This window comes from Qipengyuania sp. YIM B01966, assembly GCF_016461955.1.
GTDB lineage: Bacteria > Pseudomonadota > Alphaproteobacteria > Sphingomonadales > Sphingomonadaceae > QFOP01.
In genome coordinates this window covers 111,318-128,027 of record NZ_JADMNM010000003.1, presented here as the reverse complement: position 1 = coordinate 128,027, position 16,710 = coordinate 111,318, and the positions used below count along the sequence as shown (strand labels likewise).

Genomic DNA, 16,710 nt, shown 5'->3' with positions numbered 1-16,710 from the left:
TCAACCGGTCGCTGGCTCGGCGCGGAACAGCATCAACCTGGCCTTTCCTACTTTGCGCTCGGCTTCAAGCGCGAGGCCGTTGATCTCCGACTTTTCGTCCCCGGCGGTTTCGAGCGCGACCCAGCTGGCGGGGCCGATCCAGCCCAACCGCTGCAATCGGTCGAGAGCCACCGCGCCTGCGCCGGTACGATAGGGCGGATCAAGCAGCAGCACGTCGAGCGGCTGTGCCGCGGGCCCCAGCGCCATCACCGAACCCTGCCGGACATTCGCCGCGCCTGCCGCACCCAGCGCGGCAAGGTTAGCGCGGATAGCCTCGACAGCGCGGCGCTCTTCCTCGACGAACAGGCAGCTTGCCGCCCCGCGCGATAGCGCCTCAATCCCCAGCGCCCCCGACCCGGCGAACAAGTCGGCCACCGTCAGCCCTTCGAAACTGCCCAGCCGACTGACCAGCATATTGAACAGTGTTTCGCGGGTCCGGTCGGCAGTGGGCCGGGTGATGTCGCCCTTGGGCGCCACCAGCTTGCGCCCGCGCCACTGCCCGGCAATCACCCGCATCAGCGGCCGCGCCCCTTGGCGCCAAGCTGCTTGCGGAAGCGTTCGACATCGACCTGGCGAATTTCCGCCGCTGCCCCGCGCTGGAGATCGCCCAGCTCGAACGGGCCATAGGACGTGCGGATCAGCCGCGAAACCGACAGGCCAAGATGTTCGAGCACGCGGCGCACTTCGCGGTTCTTGCCTTCGGTGATGGTCATTACGATCCACTGATTGCGGCCCGTCCGGCGTTCAAGATCGGCATCGATCCGGCCGTAGCGCACACCTTCGATCGTCACCCCTTCGATCAGATCTTCGAGCTGGCGCTGCGAGACATCGCCAAAGGTCCGCGCGCGGTAAGTGCGCGGAACGCCGGTGGCGGGCAATTCCATCGCCCGCTTCAGCTCACCATCATTGGTCAGCAGCAGCAGGCCCTCGGTATTGAGGTCGAGCCGGCCGACCGGCATCAGCCGCGGTGCCCCGCGCGGCAGCGCATTACGCAAGGCGGTGTAGATCGTCGGCCGCCCCTTGGGGTCACGCTCTGCGGTGAGCAGCCCGGATGGCTTGTGGAACGCGAACAGACGCGCGGCTTCCGCCTTGGCGACAGGCTTGCCGTCCACGGTCACGCCGGCGAGGTTCTTGAGGATGGTCGCCGGTGTGTCGAGCACCTTGCCACCGATCGCCACGCGCCCTTCGCCGATCATCCGTTCCACCTCGCGCCGGCTGGCGATGCCCGCGCGGGCGAGCAGTTTGGCGATACGGTCGCCTTCGGGGCGCTCGCCGTTGTTTTTGGGGGCCTCGTTCATGGCGTCGCCCTACACAAGCGGGGGAATAAGGGCGAGCCTAATTGGCCGTGCGCAGCAGGCCCTCGAGCGTGCGGTGAAACTCGGCAATCCCCAGCTCGAGCGCGCCCAGCGTCAGTTCGGGCACCGCGCCGCTCGCCAACCCCTGCTGGCCGAGTTCGGCAGCGCGGAAATCCTCCGCCGCGAACACCCCTCCGTCGAGCAGCGACCAGCTCCGCTCCCAATGCGCCTCGGCCTTCTCGGTCGCGGGCGGTTCGGGGATCAGCATGAAATCTTCGACCAGCGTGCGGTCATGGGCCTGCGGCATCAGCACCATGATGTTCACATAATCGGGGCTGGGCACGATGATCGTCGCCGGCACCAGTTGATAGGCATAGGTGATGGCGCGGCGCACCGCAGGCATGTCGGTCAGATCGAGCCCGTCCAGTTCCTCTGCCCGCCCGACCGCCGACCGGCGGTGCGGCCCGATCGTGTCGCCCGCCGTCACCCCGTCGCGGAAGAACGGGCCGATCGTACCCGCGTGGAGCCGCGTGACATGGTAGCTTTCGAGGAAGGCATCCATGATCAGCTTCCAGTTCGCCGCCACATCATGCAGCTTGCGGCGGAACAAATGATGGGTAGCAAGGCCGAAGGCGGAGAAATCCTCGCCCAGCGTGCGGGCATCATGAAAATCGGGTTCGGGCGCGCCGGGCGGGGCGAACCAGATCACGCCGCCCGCCTCGCACGAAGGCAGTTCGATGAGGCCATGTTCGCCCTTGTCGAGGCCCGGAAAGGTGTCGGGCCTCGGCAAAGCCAGCAGCGCCCCGTCAAGCCGGTAGGTCCAGGCGTGGTAGGGGCAGACCAGCCGCTTGGCGCACACCGGCTCGGTCCCCTGGACCAGCCGTGTGCCGCGGTGGCGGCAGACATTGAGGAAGACGTGCGCCGCGCCCTCGGCATCGCGGGTCAGCAGCAGCGGGCGGCCGGTGGCATCGTGCGGCACCGCCACGCCCGGTTCGGACAGCAGCGCCGAAGGGGCGATCACCTGCGGCAGGCGGCAAAACAGCGCATGGCGTTCGCGCTGCCAATGCGCGGGGTCGGTATAGAGCGTGGCGGGAACATGGGCGATCGCGCGTTGCGCATCGCCCTGATAATTACGGATCGCCTCGGCCAGCGCGACCTGCCCCGGTGTCGGGCGCTGTCCACGATCTTTCGTTTCAGCCCGGTTCATCGCGCTTCCCTATCGCCGTCCTCTGCGGCTAGGTGTCGCACGAAAAGATTGTGACGGGAAGGGATGGCATGGCGGCAGCGGCAGCAGCGAAGAAGCCGGGTTGGCGCGTGGTTTTGCGGGCGCTGCGCAACCGCAAGACCGGGTTCATGGCGCTGTTCGGTTTTGCCAGCGGGCTGCCTTTCGCGCTGTTTCTCGGCACGCTGTATGCCTGGCTGACCGACGCCGGGGTCGATCTCGAAACAATGGGCGTGTTTTCGCTGATCGGGCTCGCCTATGCGTTCCAGTTTCTGTGGTCGCCGCTGCTTGACCGGCTGGACCTGCCGGCGCTGCGGCGGCTGGGCAAGCGCAAGCAATGGATCGTGCTGGCGCAGGTCGTGCTGGGGATCGTGCTGCTAACGATGGCCGCGCTCGATCCGCGTTCGCAATTGGGCCTGTTCTCGCTGCTCGCCGCGATTGGCGCTTTCGCCTCGGCGACGCAGGACATCGTCATCAACGCCTGGCGCATCGACATCGCGGACGAGGAAGCGACCATCGACATTCTCTCGACAGTGACGCAGGCGGGGTTCCGCCTCGCTTCGCTCGTGGGGGGCGCGCTGGGGCTGATCATGGCCGAGCGGATCGGCTGGCCGCAGACCTATATGGTGATGGGCGGGATCCTGCTCGCCATCGGCATTGCCGGCCTGTTCGCCCCCGATGCCGACGCCAGCGGCCCGACCGCCGAACAGGTTGACGAGATGCTCGCGCTGCGCCGGACGGGCGAATTGACCCCGCGGGTGCGGGCGACCGCGCTTGGAATTGTCGGCGTGCTGTGGGCCGGCGCGCTGGCGGTGGTGATTACCTTCATGGTCCGCTCGATGACTGCGATCCCCCAAAACCGCCCCGATCCGACCGAGTTCATCGCCACTTGGGGGCCGCTGATCGTGATCGCCACCGTCGTGCTGCCGGCGCTGGTGGCGGGCTGGCTGGCCAGCCAGAAGAGGCAGGGGCGCAATCTGCTCACCGCCGATGCGCCGCTGGCGACTGTCGGCGGCTTCGCGCTCGACCACCTCTACCGCGCACTGGTGCTGCCGCTGGTCGAATTTGTCGGCCGGATGGGCTGGTCGCTGGTGCTGATCCTGGCGCTGGTGCTGACCTACCGCATCTCGGATTCGATCTGGGGCACGTTCGCCTACCCGTTCTATCTGGGCGAGCTGCAATATTCGAAGGACGAGGTGGCGCTGGCGTCGAAGTTCTTCGGCGTGGGCGCGATCATTCTCGGGCTGGCGCTCGGCGGCTATCTGCTGACCGCGATCGGCCGCATGGCGACGCTGACGCTGGGCGCGATCCTCGCGGCGGTTACGAACCTGCTCTACGCCGATCTCGCCATTGGCGGTGCGACAATGGACGCCGCCAGCCGCGCCACGGGATTTGCCTGGGCGGTGACGCAATTTGGCGGGACCGAGAAACTCGCTCGGCTAATGCTCACTATCGGGCTGGAAAACCTCGCCGTGGGCATTGCCAGCGCGGCCTATGTCGCCTGGCTCTCCTCGATTGTCGCCAAGGGATATAGTGCGGTGCAATATTCGTTGCTCGCCTCGCTCACGCTGCTGGTCGGCACGCTGGGGCGCGGCGCGCTCGGCCAGATGATCGAGGAACAGGGCTATTTCGAGGTGTTCTGGTTCGTCACCTATATTGGCGGCATCGCGGTGGTGCTGTGCCTGCTGGAATGGTGGCGCCAGCGCCGCGCGGGCGAGCGGGCCGCGGGCGTGGTCGCACCGGAAAGCGCGGCGACGGCCTAGTCCGGAAGCTCCCCATTGGCGCGCAGCACCGCGCCGGCGAGGTAAAGCGAGCCGGCGATCAGAACCGGCAACCCGTCATCTGGCAGCATCGCCACCGCCTCGAAAATATCGCCCGCCGCCCGCGCCCCGCGAAAGGCGGCGGCAGGGTGATGCTCATGCCCCGGTACCGGCATCGCGATAATGCTGGCAAGCTGCCCGGCGAGCGGGCCGAGCAGCGCGGCCGGGTCTTTCCCGGCGATCATGCCGATGATCAGATGCAGCCGCTGCCCCGCGAAATGCCGCCCCAGCGCCGCGCCCGCATCGGGGTTGTGCCCGCCATCGAGCCAGAAGCTGCGGGCGGGAAACCGATCGGTTAGCGGCCCCGGCCCCAGACGCTGCAACCGCGCCGGCCAGCGCGCGGCGGCGGGGCCGGCTTCCATCGCTGAGGGGGAAACCACCAGCGCGCTCTGGTGGCGCAACATGGCGATGGCGAGTGCCGCGTTATCTGCCTGGTGCGCCCCTTTGAGGGCTGGCAGCGCCATGGCGAGGCGGCCTTGCGCGTCGCAATATTCGAGCGCGTCGGGTAACGTGGTTGCATCCCAATCATCGCCGCGTGCGTGCAATTCAGCGCCGAGCCGGGCCGCCAGCCGCGCGATCTCCTCGCTCGCCTCGGGGCCATAGGCTTGCGTCACCAGCGGCACCCCGGCCTTGGCAATGCCGGCTTTTTCGAACGCGATCCGCGCCATCGGGTGATCAGGCGTGCCAGCCTCGGGCGCGAGCAGGAAGCGTTCGTGATCGATGCCCAGGCTGGCAATTCCGCACACGGCCGGCCGGGCCATTACATTGGTCGCATCGAGCCGTCCGCCGAGCCCGACCTCGACCACGCAGGCATCGGCCGGCACGCGGCTGAAGGCAAGGAAGCTCGCCGCAATGGTCGCTTCGAAAAAGCTCGCGCCGGTACCCTCGACCGCGTCGATCACCTCAGCCAGCAGCGGGGCGAGAACGGCATCTTCGATCAGCCGCCCGGCAAGCCGGATGCGTTCGTTGTAGCGCACCAGATGCGGGCTGGCGGCGACATGGACCCGGTAGCCCGCCGCTTCCAGCATGGCGCGCAGGAAAGCGCAGGTCGAACCTTTGCCATTGGTCCCGGCGACGTGAAACACGGGCGGCAGGCATTCGTGCGGGTCGCCCAGCCGGGCCAGCAGCGTGCGGATTGTGTCGAGCCCCAACCGCCCCTCGGGCACGCGCATCGTCGCCAGCCGGTCAAGCTGGGCCTGCACCGCTTCATCGTCGGACCGGGCGAAATCGCGCATGACGCGCTGGCGTCAGGCGGCGACGGCGCGCGGTTGCAGATAGTCGAGCAATTGCGCCAGCGTGCGCTTCAGCGCCCCGCGCGGCACCACCATATCGACCATGCCATGCTTGTGCAGATATTCCGCCCGCTGGAACCCTTCGGGCAGCTTTTCGCGGATCGTATCCTGGATCACCCGCTGGCCGGCAAAGCCGATCAGCGCGCCGGGCTCGGCAATTTGCACATCGCCCAGCATCGCATAGCTGGCGGTGACCCCGCCCGTGGTCGGGTCGGTCAGCACGACGATATAGGGCAGGCCCGCATCTTTCAGACGGCGCGTCATCACGGTCGCGCGCGGCATCTGCATCAGACTGAGGATTCCCTCCTGCATCCGCGCGCCGCCCGCCGCAGTCACCACAATATAAGCGCAGCGCCGTTCCAGCGCGGCTTCGGCCCCGGCGACGAAGGCGCTGCCCACCGCCATGCCCATGCTGCCGCCCATGAACGAGAAATCCTGCACCCCGACCACCGCCGCGCGCCCGTCAATCGTGCCGCTGCCTACCTGAAACGCATCGCTATGCGGTGATTTGGCGCGGGCCTGTTTCAGCCGGTCGGCATATTTCTTCGAATCGCGGAATTTGAGCGGGTCTTCAGCCACCTTGGGTGTGGCCAGCAGGTCAAAACCTTCGTCGAGGATCTGCGCCAGCCGCGTATCGGCATCGATCCGCCCGTGATGGTCGCAGCGCGGGCAGACGGCCAGGTTGTCCTCGTATTCCTTGGCGAAGACCATTTCCTGGCAACCGGGGCATTTGACCCACAGATTGTCGGTCGTCGTGCGCTTGGGGAGGAAGGGCAGCGAATTGCGGACGCGGTTGAGCCAGCTCATGCGCTGCCCCTAGCTGAATGGACTGCATCGGCCAAGCTGCGGGTCAGCACCTCGATATGCGGCGCGGCGTTGGCTCCATGCTCGGCCACAAGGTCGATTAGCGCGCTGCCGACCACCACCCCGTCGGCGACTTTGGCGATTCCTGCCGCCTGTTCCGGCGTGCGGACCCCGAAGCCGACCGCAACCGGCAGATCGGTCGATTGCTTGATGCGGGTCACATTGGTTTCGATCGAGGCGATGTCGGCCTGTTGCTTGCCGGTAATCCCGGCGACCGAGACGTAATAGAGGAACCCCGCCGAACCATCGAGCACCGCCGGCAGCCGCGCCGCATCGGTGGTCGGGGTGGCCAGCCGGATCGGCGCAATCCCGCGCGCGCGCAAGTGCGGGCCGAGCGCGTCATCCTCCTCGGGCGGAATGTCGACGCAGATCACCCCGTCGATCCCGGCGGCCGCGCATGCTTGCGCGAACCATTCCGGCCCGCGCCGCACCATCGGGTTGGCATAGCCCATCAGGACCAGCGGCACGTCAGGGTGCCGCGCGCGGAAGGCGCTGGCGAGCGCGAAGATCGTGGCGGTGGTCGTACCCGCGCCAAGGCTGCGGATATTCGCGTTCTGGATCGCCGGCCCATCGGCCATCGGATCGGTGAACGGCATGCCCAGCTCGATCACATCCGCGCCGCCCGCGACCAGCGCGTCGAGATTGGCCGCAGTGTCGCCGTCGCCAGCGGTGATGAAGCAGACGAGGGCAGGGTGGGGCTTGGCGAAGGTGGTGGAGAGGCGGTTAGTCAATGCGGTTTCCCATCGCCTGCCCATAGTCACCGCGGACTTGATCCGGGGTCAGGCTTTTCTGTTTGCCGCCCAGCGATGAAGCGGAATCCCAGGTCAAGCCCGGGATGACGGGTGGATGAGCGCTAGGGGATACGCAGTTCACATCTCCACTCCCAGCTTCTCGGCCACGGTGAAGATGTCCTTGTCGCCACGCCCGCACAGGTTGGCGAGGATGATCTGGTCGCGGTCCATTTCCTTTGCACGCTTGGCGACCGCGGCGATCGCGTGGCTGGGTTCGAGCGCGGGGATGATTCCCTCGGTGCGGCAGAGGAGCTGGAAGGCGTCCAAAGCCTCGTCGTCGGTGACGGCGGTGTATTCGACACGGCCCATGTCCTTGAGCCAGGCGTGCTCGGGGCCGATGCCGGGATAGTCGAGGCCCGCGCTGATCGAGTGGCCCTCGGTGATCTGGCCGTCCTCGTCCTGCAACAGATAGGTCTTGTTGCCGTGCAGTACGCCGGGGAAGCCGCCGAGCAGGCTCGCCGCGTGCTGGTCGCCATCGAGACCATACCCCGCCGCCTCGACCCCGAGCATCTTGACGTCTGCATCGTCGAGGAACGGGTGGAACAGGCCGAGCGCGTTGGAGCCGCCGCCGATCGCCGCCACCAGCAGATCGGGCAGGCGGCCGGTGCGGGCCAGCATCTGCGCGCGCGCCTCCTTGCCGATAACGCTCTGAAAATCGCGCACCAGCTCGGGGTAGGGATGCGGGCCGGCGGCGGTGCCGATGATGTAGAAGGTGTCGTGGACGTTCGCGACCCAGTCGCGCAGCCCTTCGTTCATTGCATCCTTCAGCGTCGCCGCTCCGCTGGTGACGGGGACCACCTCCGCCCCCAGCAGCTTCATGCGGAACACGTTGGGTTGCTGGCGGGCAACGTCGGTCGCGCCCATATAGATTACGCAGGGAAGGCCGAACCGTGCGCAGACGGTGGCGGTGGCGACGCCGTGCTGGCCGGCGCCGGTTTCGGCAATGATCCGCGTCTTGCCCATGCGGATCGCCAGGAGGATCTGGCCGATGCAATTATTTATCTTGTGTGCGCCGGTATGGTTCAGCTCGTCGCGCTTGAACCACACCTGCGCACCGCCGAGGGCTTCCGTTAGCCGCTCTGCGAAATAGAGCGGGCTCGGTCGGCCGACATAATGTTCGAGCAGATCGTCGAACTCGGCCTGGAACGCGGGGTCGGCCTGTGCGGCGCGATATTCGCGCTCCAGGTCGAGCACCAGCGGCATCAGCGTCTCGGCGACATAGCGGCCGCCGTAATCGCCGAAATGGCCGCGCGAGTCCGGTTGGTTGCGAAAGCTGTTCACTTTCGCGGGGGGCATGGTGCGGTCGGAATTGGGGGCGTTCATCGGCGGCAGGCTTGGCAGAGGGGCCGCGCCAAGTCCACCAAGCTTAGCTTCGCGCGGCGCTACAGAAAGCGGAAATCAGGTCCGCGGTCTTGCCGCCGGGCGCGCGTTCGACCCCGCTCGACGTATCGACCAGCGGCGCAGCCGTCAGCGCGATCGCCTCGGCGACATTGGCCGGGTCGAGCCCGCCTGCCAGCCCCCAAGCAAACGGCAGGCGGCGGCCGGCGAGCATCTGCCAGTCGAAGCGCAGGCCCATCCCGCCCGGCAGCGCGCCCTTGGGCGTCTTCGCGTCAAGCAGCACAAGGTCCGCCACGCCCTGCCACTGGCGCGCGCGGTCGAGATCGTCCGGGCCGGCGACGGGATGCGCTTTCCAGACAGGGAGGCCAAGCCGGCTGCGGACCGCAGCCACCCGCTCCGGCGTCTCGGCGCCGTGCAGTTGCACGATGTCGGGCCGGACAGCAGCAACCACCTCGGCCAGCGCGTCGTCAGCCGGATCGACCAGCAGCGCGACCACGGCAATCCGCCCGCGCGCCTGCGTCGCCAGCCCGGCGGCCGCGCCCAGCGCGAGGTGGCGGGGCGAGGGGGCATGGAACACCAGCCCGACATAATCAGCCCGCGCGGCAATCGCCGCCTCCAGCCCGGCGGCTTCGGTGATGCCGCAAATCTTGATCTTCGGCGCCATCAGCCCGCTACCAAGTTTTCTCAAGGACCAAGAAATGAATCGCTAGGCCGGGGGTCGGGAACGGGCGCGTTTCCCCGGTGGGGAGATATCCGCGCCGACCATACCAGCCGATCAGTTCATCGCGGCATATGATCACGGTCATTTCCATCCGCGTGCAGCCGAGGCTGGTGGCGTGATCCTCCGCCGCATCGAGCAACTGGCGGCCCAAACCGCCTGACTGACACAGCGGATCGACGCACAGCGTGCCGAGATAGCCGAGGGTATCGTTCAACCGGCGCACCAGCACGCAGCCGGCCAGCGCGCCCCCGGCTCGTGCGATCAGCATCGCGCTGGCGGGATCGGTCAACGCCTCGCGCAACTCGTCTTCGGTGATCCGCTCATCATCGAGCAGGTCCGCTTCGTGGTTCCAGCCGCGCCGGGCGCTGTTGCCGCGATAGGCGCTTTCGATCAGGGTCTTGAGTGCAGCCAGATCGTCCAATCCGGCGCGGGCGATTGCGGTCAAAGCGTCGCCTCGATCGCGCGGGCGGCGGCGACCGGATCGTCCGCCCGACTGATCGGCCGGCCGATCACCAGCACGCTCGCACCGTCATCGCGCGCCTGCCGGGGGGTGACGGTGCGCTTCTGGTCGGCGGTGGATTTGCCCGCCGGGCGCAGGCCGGGGACGACGAAGAAGCCGTCTTTCCACTGGCGGTGGACCGCGCCGACCTCGTGCCCCGAACAGACAATCCCGTCGAGCCCGGCCGTCTGCGCGAGTTCCGCCAGCCGCAGCACCTGATCGTGCGCGCTGCCAGCAATGCCGGTGCGGGCAAGGTCGCGCTGGTCGAGGCTGGTGAGCATGGTAACCGCCACCACCCTGGTCCGCTCGCTCGCGGCCGCCTTGGCGTCTTCCATCATTGCCCGCCCACCGCTGGCATGAACGGTGACAATCGCCGGCTCCAGCCGGTTGATCGCCTGCATCGCGCCGGCGACCGTATTGGGGATGTCGTGCAGCTTGAGGTCGAGGAAGATCGGCAGCCCCAGCGAGGCGATCTCATGCACCCCGTGCTGGCCGTGCGCGCAGAAGAATTCAAGGCCGAGCTTCACCCCGCCAATATGCTCGCCCACCCGCCGGGCGAGGTCCGTCGCCTGATCGAGCTGCGGCAGGTCGAGCGCGAGATAGACCGGGCTCGTCATGGATAGCGCGGATCGGCGAGCGCGGGCTCGGCCACGCGGGTTTCGGCATAGCTGGCGGCGGCGGCATTATGCTGGGCGGCGGTTTCCAGCGACCGGATGCGGCGCTGCAGCTTCCAGCTCGACCCGCGCTGGATCAGCCACATCGGGACAAGGCCGGCTAGGAACGAGACGATCACCAGCACGGGCAGCTTGGTGTTCCACACCAGATTGTCCCAGATGACCACCTCGACCGGCTGCCAGTTGAAGAACGAGAACAGCAGCAAGGCCACCAGAATGAGAACCCAGATAAGGGTGCGGATAAACTGCATGGCCAATCCCCTGCTTGCTGCAATGCGGTTTTAAGCGGCCGGGCCGGGCTGGCAAGCGGTCAGCCGAACACGCGGTCGAAAATCGTGTCGACGTGCTTGTAATGGTAATCGAGGTCGAACTTCTCTTCCAGCGTGGCTGGCGGCAGCGCGGCTGTGACTTCGCCATCGGCCTTGAGCAGATCGAGCAGCGACAGCGCGCCGTCCGATTCCCAGACCTTCATCGCATTACGCTGCACCAGCCGGTAGGCATCCTCGCGGCTGACGCCCGCCTGAGTCAGCGCCAGCAGCACGCGCTGCGAATGGACGAGGCCGCCCATCCGGTCGAGATTGGCCTGCATCCGCGCCGGATAGACCACCAGCTTGTCGACCACCGAGGTCAGCCGCGCCAGCGCGAAATCAAGCGTTATCGTCGCATCGGGGCCGATGAACCGCTCGACGCTGGAATGGCTGATATCGCGTTCGTGCCACAGCGCGACATTCTCCAGCGCAGGCAGCGCATATGCGCGGACCATCCGGGCAAGGCCGGTGAGGTTCTCGGTCAGCACCGGGTTGCGCTTGTGCGGCATCGCGCTCGAACCCTTCTGGCCGGGCGAGAAATATTCCTCCGCCTCAAGCACCTCGGTCCGCTGGAGATGGCGGATTTCGACCGCCAGCCGCTCGATCGAACCGGCGATCACCGCCAGCGTGGCAAAATACATCGCGTGCCGGTCGCGCGGGATGACCTGGGTGGAGACGGGTTCGATGGCGAGGCCCATCTGCTCGGCAACGTAGGCCTCGACCGCCGGATCGACATTGGCGAACGTACCGACCGCGCCCGACACCGCCGCGGTGGCGATTTCCGCCCGCGCCGCGACCAGCCGCGCGCGGCAGCGGTCGAATTCGGCATAGGCCTGCGCCAGTTTCAGCCCGAATGTGACGGGTTCCGCATGAATGCCGTGGCTGCGCCCGATCGTCGGAGTATATTTATGCTCCTCCGCCCGCCGGCGGATCGCGGCAAGCAATGCGTCGAGATCTTCGAGCAACAGATCGCTCGCCCGCGCCAGCTGCACTGATAGCGTGGTGTCGAGCACGTCGGAACTGGTCATGCCCTGATGCATGAACCGCGCTTCATCGCCCACCTGTTCGGCAACCCAGGTGAGGAAGGCGATCACGTCGTGCTTGGTCACCGCCTCGATCGCGTCGATCGCTGCGACGTCAATCACGGGATCGGTCTGCCACCAGTCCCACAGCGCCTGTGCGGCCCTGGCCGGCACCACGCCCAGTTCGCCCAGCTTCTGCGTCGCATGGGCCTCGATCTCGAACCAGATGCGATAGCGCGCCTCGGGCTCCCAGATGGCGGTCATCGCGGGGCGGGCGTAACGGGGGACCATGTTCGACTCCGGTTGTGGGCTGCGCTGCGCTGCGCGGCTAGGCGGGGGAGGACGCTAGAGCAACCCCTTGGCCCGGAGCGAGGTGTGCGCGCCGCGGCCGACGATGACGTGGTCGTGCACGGTCACGCCCAGCAGGCGGCCAGCCTCGGCGATGCGCTGTGTGATCTGGATGTCGGCGCGGCTGGGTTCGGGATTGCCGCTCGGATGGTTGTGGACGAGGATCAGCGCGGTGGCGCCGATGTCGAGCGCCTTGCGGATCACCTCGCGCGGATGGATCGCAGCCTCGTCGACCGAACCGTCGCCCACATGATGGTCAAGGATCAGATGGTTCTGCGCGTTGAGATAGAGCACGCGCACGCGCTCGACGGTCAGATGCGCCATATCAATGGTGAGGTAATCGAGCAGCGCCTGCCAGCTCCCCAGCACGGGTGCCTGGCGCACTTCGCTGCGGGCCATCCGCCGGGCGGCCAGCGCTACGCAATGGAGGCCCGCCGCGGTCGTCTCGCCCACACCCTTGACCTGCGTCAGCGCGCGCGGATCGGCATTGAGCACGCCGGCGAGCGAACCGAACTGCGCCAGCAGCGCCTTGGCGACGGGCTTGGTGTCGCCCTGACGGATGCCGGCGAACAGCAGATATTCGAGGACCTCGTAATCGGCCAGCGCCTCGGCACCGCCGCCCAGCAGCCGGGCGCGCAGCCGCTCGCGGTGGCCGTGCCCGCCATGGGCTGGCCTGGTGCGCCCAGGGGTTCTCTCTGTGTGGCTCGCCATGCTGCCTCCATCACGTCTAGAGGCGCGGCTGACAAGCGCCGATCGCGCCCCGATTGTGCAGGTGCGAGCGGTTGACTCGCCTGTGCCCCCCGCCTAAGGGGGCCGCGCCCTTGGCGGGCAGGTCTTGCCCTTGCCGGGCAATCCCCTAAGGCACCCCCTTCGAGGAGCACGGCATGAGCGACGACAGGCCCGCACGGGAACCCATTGCCGAAGATGCGCGGATCGACGCGCTCGAAGCGCGGCTCGGTGCCGCCCGCGAGCGTGAAGAGCAGCGCAACCGGCCGCAGGTCACAGGTTCCGATGCGAATTACCGCAGCGGCAACCGGGTGCTGTCGGATCTTCTGGGTGGGCTTCTCGGTGGTTCTGCGGTCGGGTATGCCGTTGGCTACCTGACCGATACGAACCCGTGGGGCCTGTTGGTTGGCCTCGCCCTCGGGATCGTGGTCGCTTTCAGAAACATTTTCCGGATGGCGAAAACGGGATCCGATCAGGGCTAAGGCCCGCCGGTTTCGATCTTTTCGGCCATCAGCAGGGCACAGGATTTCGCGCGTGGCAGAACAGGCCAAAGTCGACCCGATGCACCAGTTCTCGATCGAGCCGCTTGGCGGCACGGCGAACTGGGAGATTGCTGGCTATAATATCGCCTTCACCAACAGCGCGCTGTGGATGCTGATCACCGCGGTGGTTCTGACGCTGTTCGTCGCCGGCGGGATGAAGCGGCAAATGGTGCCCGGCCGGTGGCAGATGGCGGTGGAGACCTTCACCGGCTTCATCGACGATATGCTGCAGGCCAATATCGGCGCCGAAGGGCGGAAATATCTGCCTTACGTGTTCACGCTGTTCATGTTCATCCTGTTCGCCAATCTGCTCGGCCTGCTGCCGCTGGGCGTGGTCGGGGTGCATCCGTTCACCTTCACCAGCCACTTCACCGTGACGGGCATCTTGGCGATCATCTCGTTCGCCATCGTGCTGATCGTCGGCTTCAAGAAGCACGGGCTGCATTTCTTCTCGCTGTTCGTGCCGCACGGCACGCCGCTGCCGATGATCCCGCTGATCTTCATCATCGAGCTGGTCAGCTTCCTGGTGCGTCCGTTCAGCCTCGCGCTGCGACTGTTCGTGGCGATGATGGCCGGTCACGTGCTGCTCGAAGTGCTGTCGAGCTTCGTCATCGACGGCACCAATGCGGGCCCCGGCTTCGGGGTGATGGTCGGCATTCCCAGCTTCGTGCTGATGATCGCGATCTGCGCGCTCGAGCTGCTGGTTTCGGCCATTCAGGCCTATGTCTTCGCGCTTCTGACGTCGCTGTATATCAACGACGCCGAGAACCTTCACTGATTTGTTTTCAACGATTTAATCCAAGGAGTTCTGACAATGGAAACTGAAGCAGCCAAGCTGGTTGGGGCCGGTCTCGCGGCCATTGGTGCAGGCATGGCGGCGATCGGCGTCGGCAACGTTTTCGGCTCGTTCCTCGAAAGCGCACTGCGCAACCCGGGTGCGGCCGATGGCCAGCAGGGCCGTCTGTTCATCGGCTTCGCGGCTGCCGAACTTCTCGGCCTGCTCGCCTTCGTCGTCGCGATGATCCTGATCTTCGTCGCCTGATTGTACCGGGCCGGCGGGGACACTCGCCGGCCCGCCGACATTGTCGCTGGATGTAACCACCGATGCCTCAGATAGCCCAACTCGCCGAAACCTATTCCAGCCAGATCTTCTGGCTGCTGCTGATTTTCGGCGCGCTGTTCTTCATCGTCGGCAGAGGCATGGTGCCCAAGGTGGTCGATACTGTAAGTCAGCGCGATACGCAGATCGCGTCCGACCTTGCTGCCGCGCAGGCCGCGCGCGAGCAGGCCGATCGCGAGGAAGAAGCCTGGCGGCTGCGGGAAAACGCAAGCCGCGCCAACGCCCAGGCACTGGTGGCCGAAGCCAAGGCCGAAGCCGGGCGCCGTAACGAGACGCGCCTGAGCGAGGCGCAGACCCGTTTCGACGCGCAACTTGCCGATGCCGATGCGCGCATCGGCGCATCGCGCGACCAGGCGCTGTCCGAAATCGAGACGGTCGCTGCTGAGGCCGCGCAGGACATCGTCCATCGGCTGGCCGGTGTGCAAGTTCCGGCGGCTCAGGCGCAGGCGGCCGTAAAGGAAGCGATGCATCATGGCTGAAGCCACGACTACCACCACCGTCGGCACCGGAGCGCCGGACGATCAGGCGGCGATGGGCCATACCGCGCCCGCTGCCGGCACGGTTGCGACGGTCGAACAGCCGCATGGCGCAGCGCATCCGCAGCCGGAATTGTGGGGGCTCGCCCCGTTCCAGGTTGTGGCGCTGGCGATGGCGGTGCTGATCGCCATCATGCTGTGGAAGAAGGTGCCGCAGATGGTTGTCGGCGGGCTCGACAATAAAATTGCCGCCATCCGTCAGCAGCTCGACGAAGCGAGGCAATTGCGCGCCGAGGCAGAAGCGCTGCGGCAGGAATACCAGACTAAGATCGCCAATGCCGAAAAGGACGCAGCGGCGATGCTCGATACCGCGCGCAAGGAAGCTGACGGCATCCTTGCCAAGGCGGAGGAAGATGGCGCGGCGATAGTTGCCCGGCGTCAGCGGATGGCAGAAGACAAGATCGCCGCCGCCGAGCGCAGCGCGGTCGAAGAAGTCCGCCAGCGCGCCGCCACCGCCGCTGCGGCAGCGTCAAAGCAGCTGATTGCGGCGCATCACGGTGCCGATGCGGACCGGTCACTGGCCGATCGGGTCATCGCCGGCATCTGATCTGCTCTCAGCACGCAATAAGGGCCCGGGCACATTGGCGTGCCCGGGCCCTTTTGCGTTCTGCGGCTGGATCGTCAGTCGACGATGGCGAGCTGCACCTGCCCGTGACCGCGTGCAACGATCCCGAGACGCTCGGCCGCCGAGCGCGACAGGTCGATCACGCGCCCACCATGGAAGGGTCCGCGATCATTTATCCGCACCACCACCGAACGGCCATTCGCCGGATTCGTCACCTGCACACGCGTACCAAAGGGCAGCGTGCGGTGCGCGGCGGTCAGCGCGTGCGTGTTGAACGCCTCGCCACTCGCCGTACGGCGGCCGTGGAACCGGTCGGCATAGTACGATGCGCCGCCGCTGCCGAGCGAGCGGCCTTGGCCTGCAGCGGCATCACGCGCTGTTCCACGGACAGGAGCCAGCGGCTGTGTTTCGACCGAAGGGACTATCGTCCGAAGGTCCACCGCGTTCCCGGCCGGGGCGGGGGCAGAGGGAAGCGCCGCGTAAGAGGCAAATTGCTGGTTGAACACACGCGGGGCGACTCGTTGCTCCGCATGGGCGGGTGCACCAGCTATGCTGGGAAGGGCGATCAGCGCAGCCGACGCAGCTGCAAATAGCGGCCGGTGGGTGCGGGGCATGATGAGCTTGCAAACCATTGCGGCGCTTCTACGCCTGCCCCAAAGGCCCCGGCACCGGCCAGAGCACAGCCTGACCTGCGGCAGGAACGATTCAACCTGATTTCACCTGAAAGCACCACGATAAATCGCGCCACACGCGCCGGTCCAACGGCCGAATCGCGGGGTTGTTCCGTGATTCTAGGTCCTGTCAGGATAACGCAAATGGGGCCGGCATTGCTGCCGACCCCACTCTTACCGACGCGTGGACCTCCCTAGAGAGGTGCTTGGCATCCGGCACGCCGCCTCCGAAAAGGCGCGGATCGTACGAACCGAGGCTCGCAGCCGATCCTTCATGTCCCGGCGCTCGCGCCGGCATCCGAAATCGGGTTTCCCGC

General features: G+C 66.8%; 20 protein-coding genes. 6 read left to right on the top strand and 14 right to left on the bottom strand.

The features are described 5' to 3' along the window. The 3 genes from rsmD to ILT46_RS05570 are packed head-to-tail and all read right to left on the bottom strand — an operon-like array spanning position 1 to position 2,541. Positions 1–555 carry a 16S rRNA (guanine(966)-N(2))-methyltransferase RsmD gene (gene rsmD / locus ILT46_RS05580; protein WP_199503655.1) on the bottom strand — a complete coding sequence of 185 codons (555 nt, stop codon included), beginning with the start codon at positions 553–555 and terminating at the stop codon, positions 1–3. Then, complete coding sequence (locus tag ILT46_RS05575) at positions 555–1,337, bottom strand: pseudouridine synthase (protein WP_199503654.1); 783 nt, start codon at positions 1,335–1,337, stop codon at positions 555–557. The genes rsmD and ILT46_RS05575 overlap by 1 nt, the downstream gene beginning before the upstream one ends. A 37-nt stretch (positions 1,338–1,374) precedes the next feature. Then, complete coding sequence (locus tag ILT46_RS05570) at positions 1,375–2,541, bottom strand: aromatic ring-hydroxylating oxygenase subunit alpha (protein ID WP_199503653.1); 1,167 nt, start codon at positions 2,539–2,541, stop codon at positions 1,375–1,377. A 68-nt stretch (positions 2,542–2,609) separates the two neighbouring features. On the opposite strand from ILT46_RS05570, the gene ILT46_RS05565 reads away from it, so the two are divergent. Beyond that, positions 2,610–4,319: an AmpG family muropeptide MFS transporter gene (locus tag ILT46_RS05565; RefSeq protein WP_199503652.1), complete on the top strand. Its 1,710-nt coding sequence runs from the start codon at positions 2,610–2,612 to the stop codon at positions 4,317–4,319. Here ILT46_RS05565 and ILT46_RS05560 read toward each other — a convergent pair. The 10 genes from ILT46_RS05560 to radC all read right to left on the bottom strand — a co-directional run bounded on the left by ILT46_RS05560 (position 4,316) and on the right by radC (position 12,944). After that, on the bottom strand, positions 4,316–5,611 hold the full coding sequence (locus ILT46_RS05560) for a bifunctional folylpolyglutamate synthase/dihydrofolate synthase (RefSeq protein ID WP_199503651.1): 1,296 nt from the start codon (positions 5,609–5,611) through the stop codon (positions 4,316–4,318). The two genes, ILT46_RS05565 and ILT46_RS05560, sit on opposite strands and share 4 nt — an antisense overlap. 12 nt (positions 5,612–5,623) lie before the next feature. Then, complete coding sequence (accD, locus tag ILT46_RS05555) at positions 5,624–6,475, bottom strand: acetyl-CoA carboxylase, carboxyltransferase subunit beta (RefSeq protein WP_199503650.1); 852 nt, start codon at positions 6,473–6,475, stop codon at positions 5,624–5,626. Next, positions 6,472–7,263, bottom strand: a complete 792-nt coding sequence (trpA, locus tag ILT46_RS05550) for a tryptophan synthase subunit alpha (protein WP_233397034.1) — start codon at positions 7,261–7,263, stop codon at positions 6,472–6,474. Before trpA ends, accD begins: the two co-directional genes overlap by 4 nt. A gap of 138 nt (positions 7,264–7,401) precedes the next feature. Continuing rightward, positions 7,402–8,646: a tryptophan synthase subunit beta gene (trpB, locus tag ILT46_RS05545; protein ID WP_199503649.1), complete on the bottom strand. Its 1,245-nt coding sequence runs from the start codon at positions 8,644–8,646 to the stop codon at positions 7,402–7,404. Between the two features lie 43 nt (positions 8,647–8,689). Then, entirely contained in the window at positions 8,690–9,325 is a 636-nt protein-coding gene (locus ILT46_RS05540; RefSeq protein ID WP_199503648.1) for a phosphoribosylanthranilate isomerase, read from the bottom strand. A gap of 7 nt (positions 9,326–9,332) precedes the next feature. Next, positions 9,333–9,827, bottom strand: a complete 495-nt coding sequence (locus ILT46_RS05535; RefSeq protein WP_199503647.1) for a GNAT family N-acetyltransferase — start codon at positions 9,825–9,827, stop codon at positions 9,333–9,335. After that, a complete protein-coding gene (pyrF, locus tag ILT46_RS05530) occupies positions 9,824–10,498 on the bottom strand; it encodes an orotidine-5'-phosphate decarboxylase (protein WP_199503646.1) in 675 nt (224 codons plus the stop codon). Before pyrF ends, ILT46_RS05535 begins: the two co-directional genes overlap by 4 nt. Next, the gene (locus tag ILT46_RS05525; RefSeq protein WP_199503645.1) at positions 10,495–10,806 is read right to left on the bottom strand and encodes a LapA family protein; all 312 of its coding nucleotides are present in this window, start codon (positions 10,804–10,806) and stop codon (positions 10,495–10,497) included. Before ILT46_RS05525 ends, pyrF begins: the two co-directional genes overlap by 4 nt. 59 nt (positions 10,807–10,865) lie before the next feature. Next, positions 10,866–12,176: an adenylosuccinate lyase gene (gene purB, locus ILT46_RS05520; RefSeq protein ID WP_199503644.1), complete on the bottom strand. Its 1,311-nt coding sequence runs from the start codon at positions 12,174–12,176 to the stop codon at positions 10,866–10,868. Between the two features lie 54 nt (positions 12,177–12,230). After that, positions 12,231–12,944, bottom strand: a complete 714-nt coding sequence (gene radC, locus ILT46_RS05515) for a RadC family protein (RefSeq protein WP_199503643.1) — start codon at positions 12,942–12,944, stop codon at positions 12,231–12,233. A gap of 173 nt (positions 12,945–13,117) precedes the next feature. On the opposite strand from radC, the gene ILT46_RS05510 reads away from it, so the two are divergent. From ILT46_RS05510 to ILT46_RS05490, 5 genes are all read left to right on the top strand, one after another. Then, positions 13,118–13,441: an AtpZ/AtpI family protein gene (locus ILT46_RS05510; protein WP_199503642.1), complete on the top strand. Its 324-nt coding sequence runs from the start codon at positions 13,118–13,120 to the stop codon at positions 13,439–13,441. A 52-nt stretch (positions 13,442–13,493) separates the two neighbouring features. Next, positions 13,494–14,279, top strand: coding sequence for a F0F1 ATP synthase subunit A (locus ILT46_RS05505; protein WP_199503641.1), 786 nt, complete (start codon positions 13,494–13,496; stop codon positions 14,277–14,279). A gap of 36 nt (positions 14,280–14,315) precedes the next feature. Next, positions 14,316–14,543: a F0F1 ATP synthase subunit C gene (locus tag ILT46_RS05500; protein WP_199503640.1), complete on the top strand. Its 228-nt coding sequence runs from the start codon at positions 14,316–14,318 to the stop codon at positions 14,541–14,543. A gap of 62 nt (positions 14,544–14,605) precedes the next feature. Beyond that, positions 14,606–15,100, top strand: coding sequence for a F0F1 ATP synthase subunit B family protein (locus ILT46_RS05495; RefSeq protein WP_199503639.1), 495 nt, complete (start codon positions 14,606–14,608; stop codon positions 15,098–15,100). Next, positions 15,093–15,704, top strand: a complete 612-nt coding sequence (locus ILT46_RS05490; RefSeq protein ID WP_233397033.1) for a F0F1 ATP synthase subunit B family protein — start codon at positions 15,093–15,095, stop codon at positions 15,702–15,704. The genes ILT46_RS05495 and ILT46_RS05490 overlap by 8 nt, the downstream gene beginning before the upstream one ends. Positions 15,705–15,778: 74 nt before the next feature. On the opposite strand, the gene ILT46_RS05485 is transcribed toward ILT46_RS05490, so the two are convergent. Continuing rightward, positions 15,779–16,336: a septal ring lytic transglycosylase RlpA family protein gene (locus ILT46_RS05485; protein WP_199503638.1), complete on the bottom strand. Its 558-nt coding sequence runs from the start codon at positions 16,334–16,336 to the stop codon at positions 15,779–15,781. Positions 16,337–16,710: the final 374 nt, after the last annotated feature.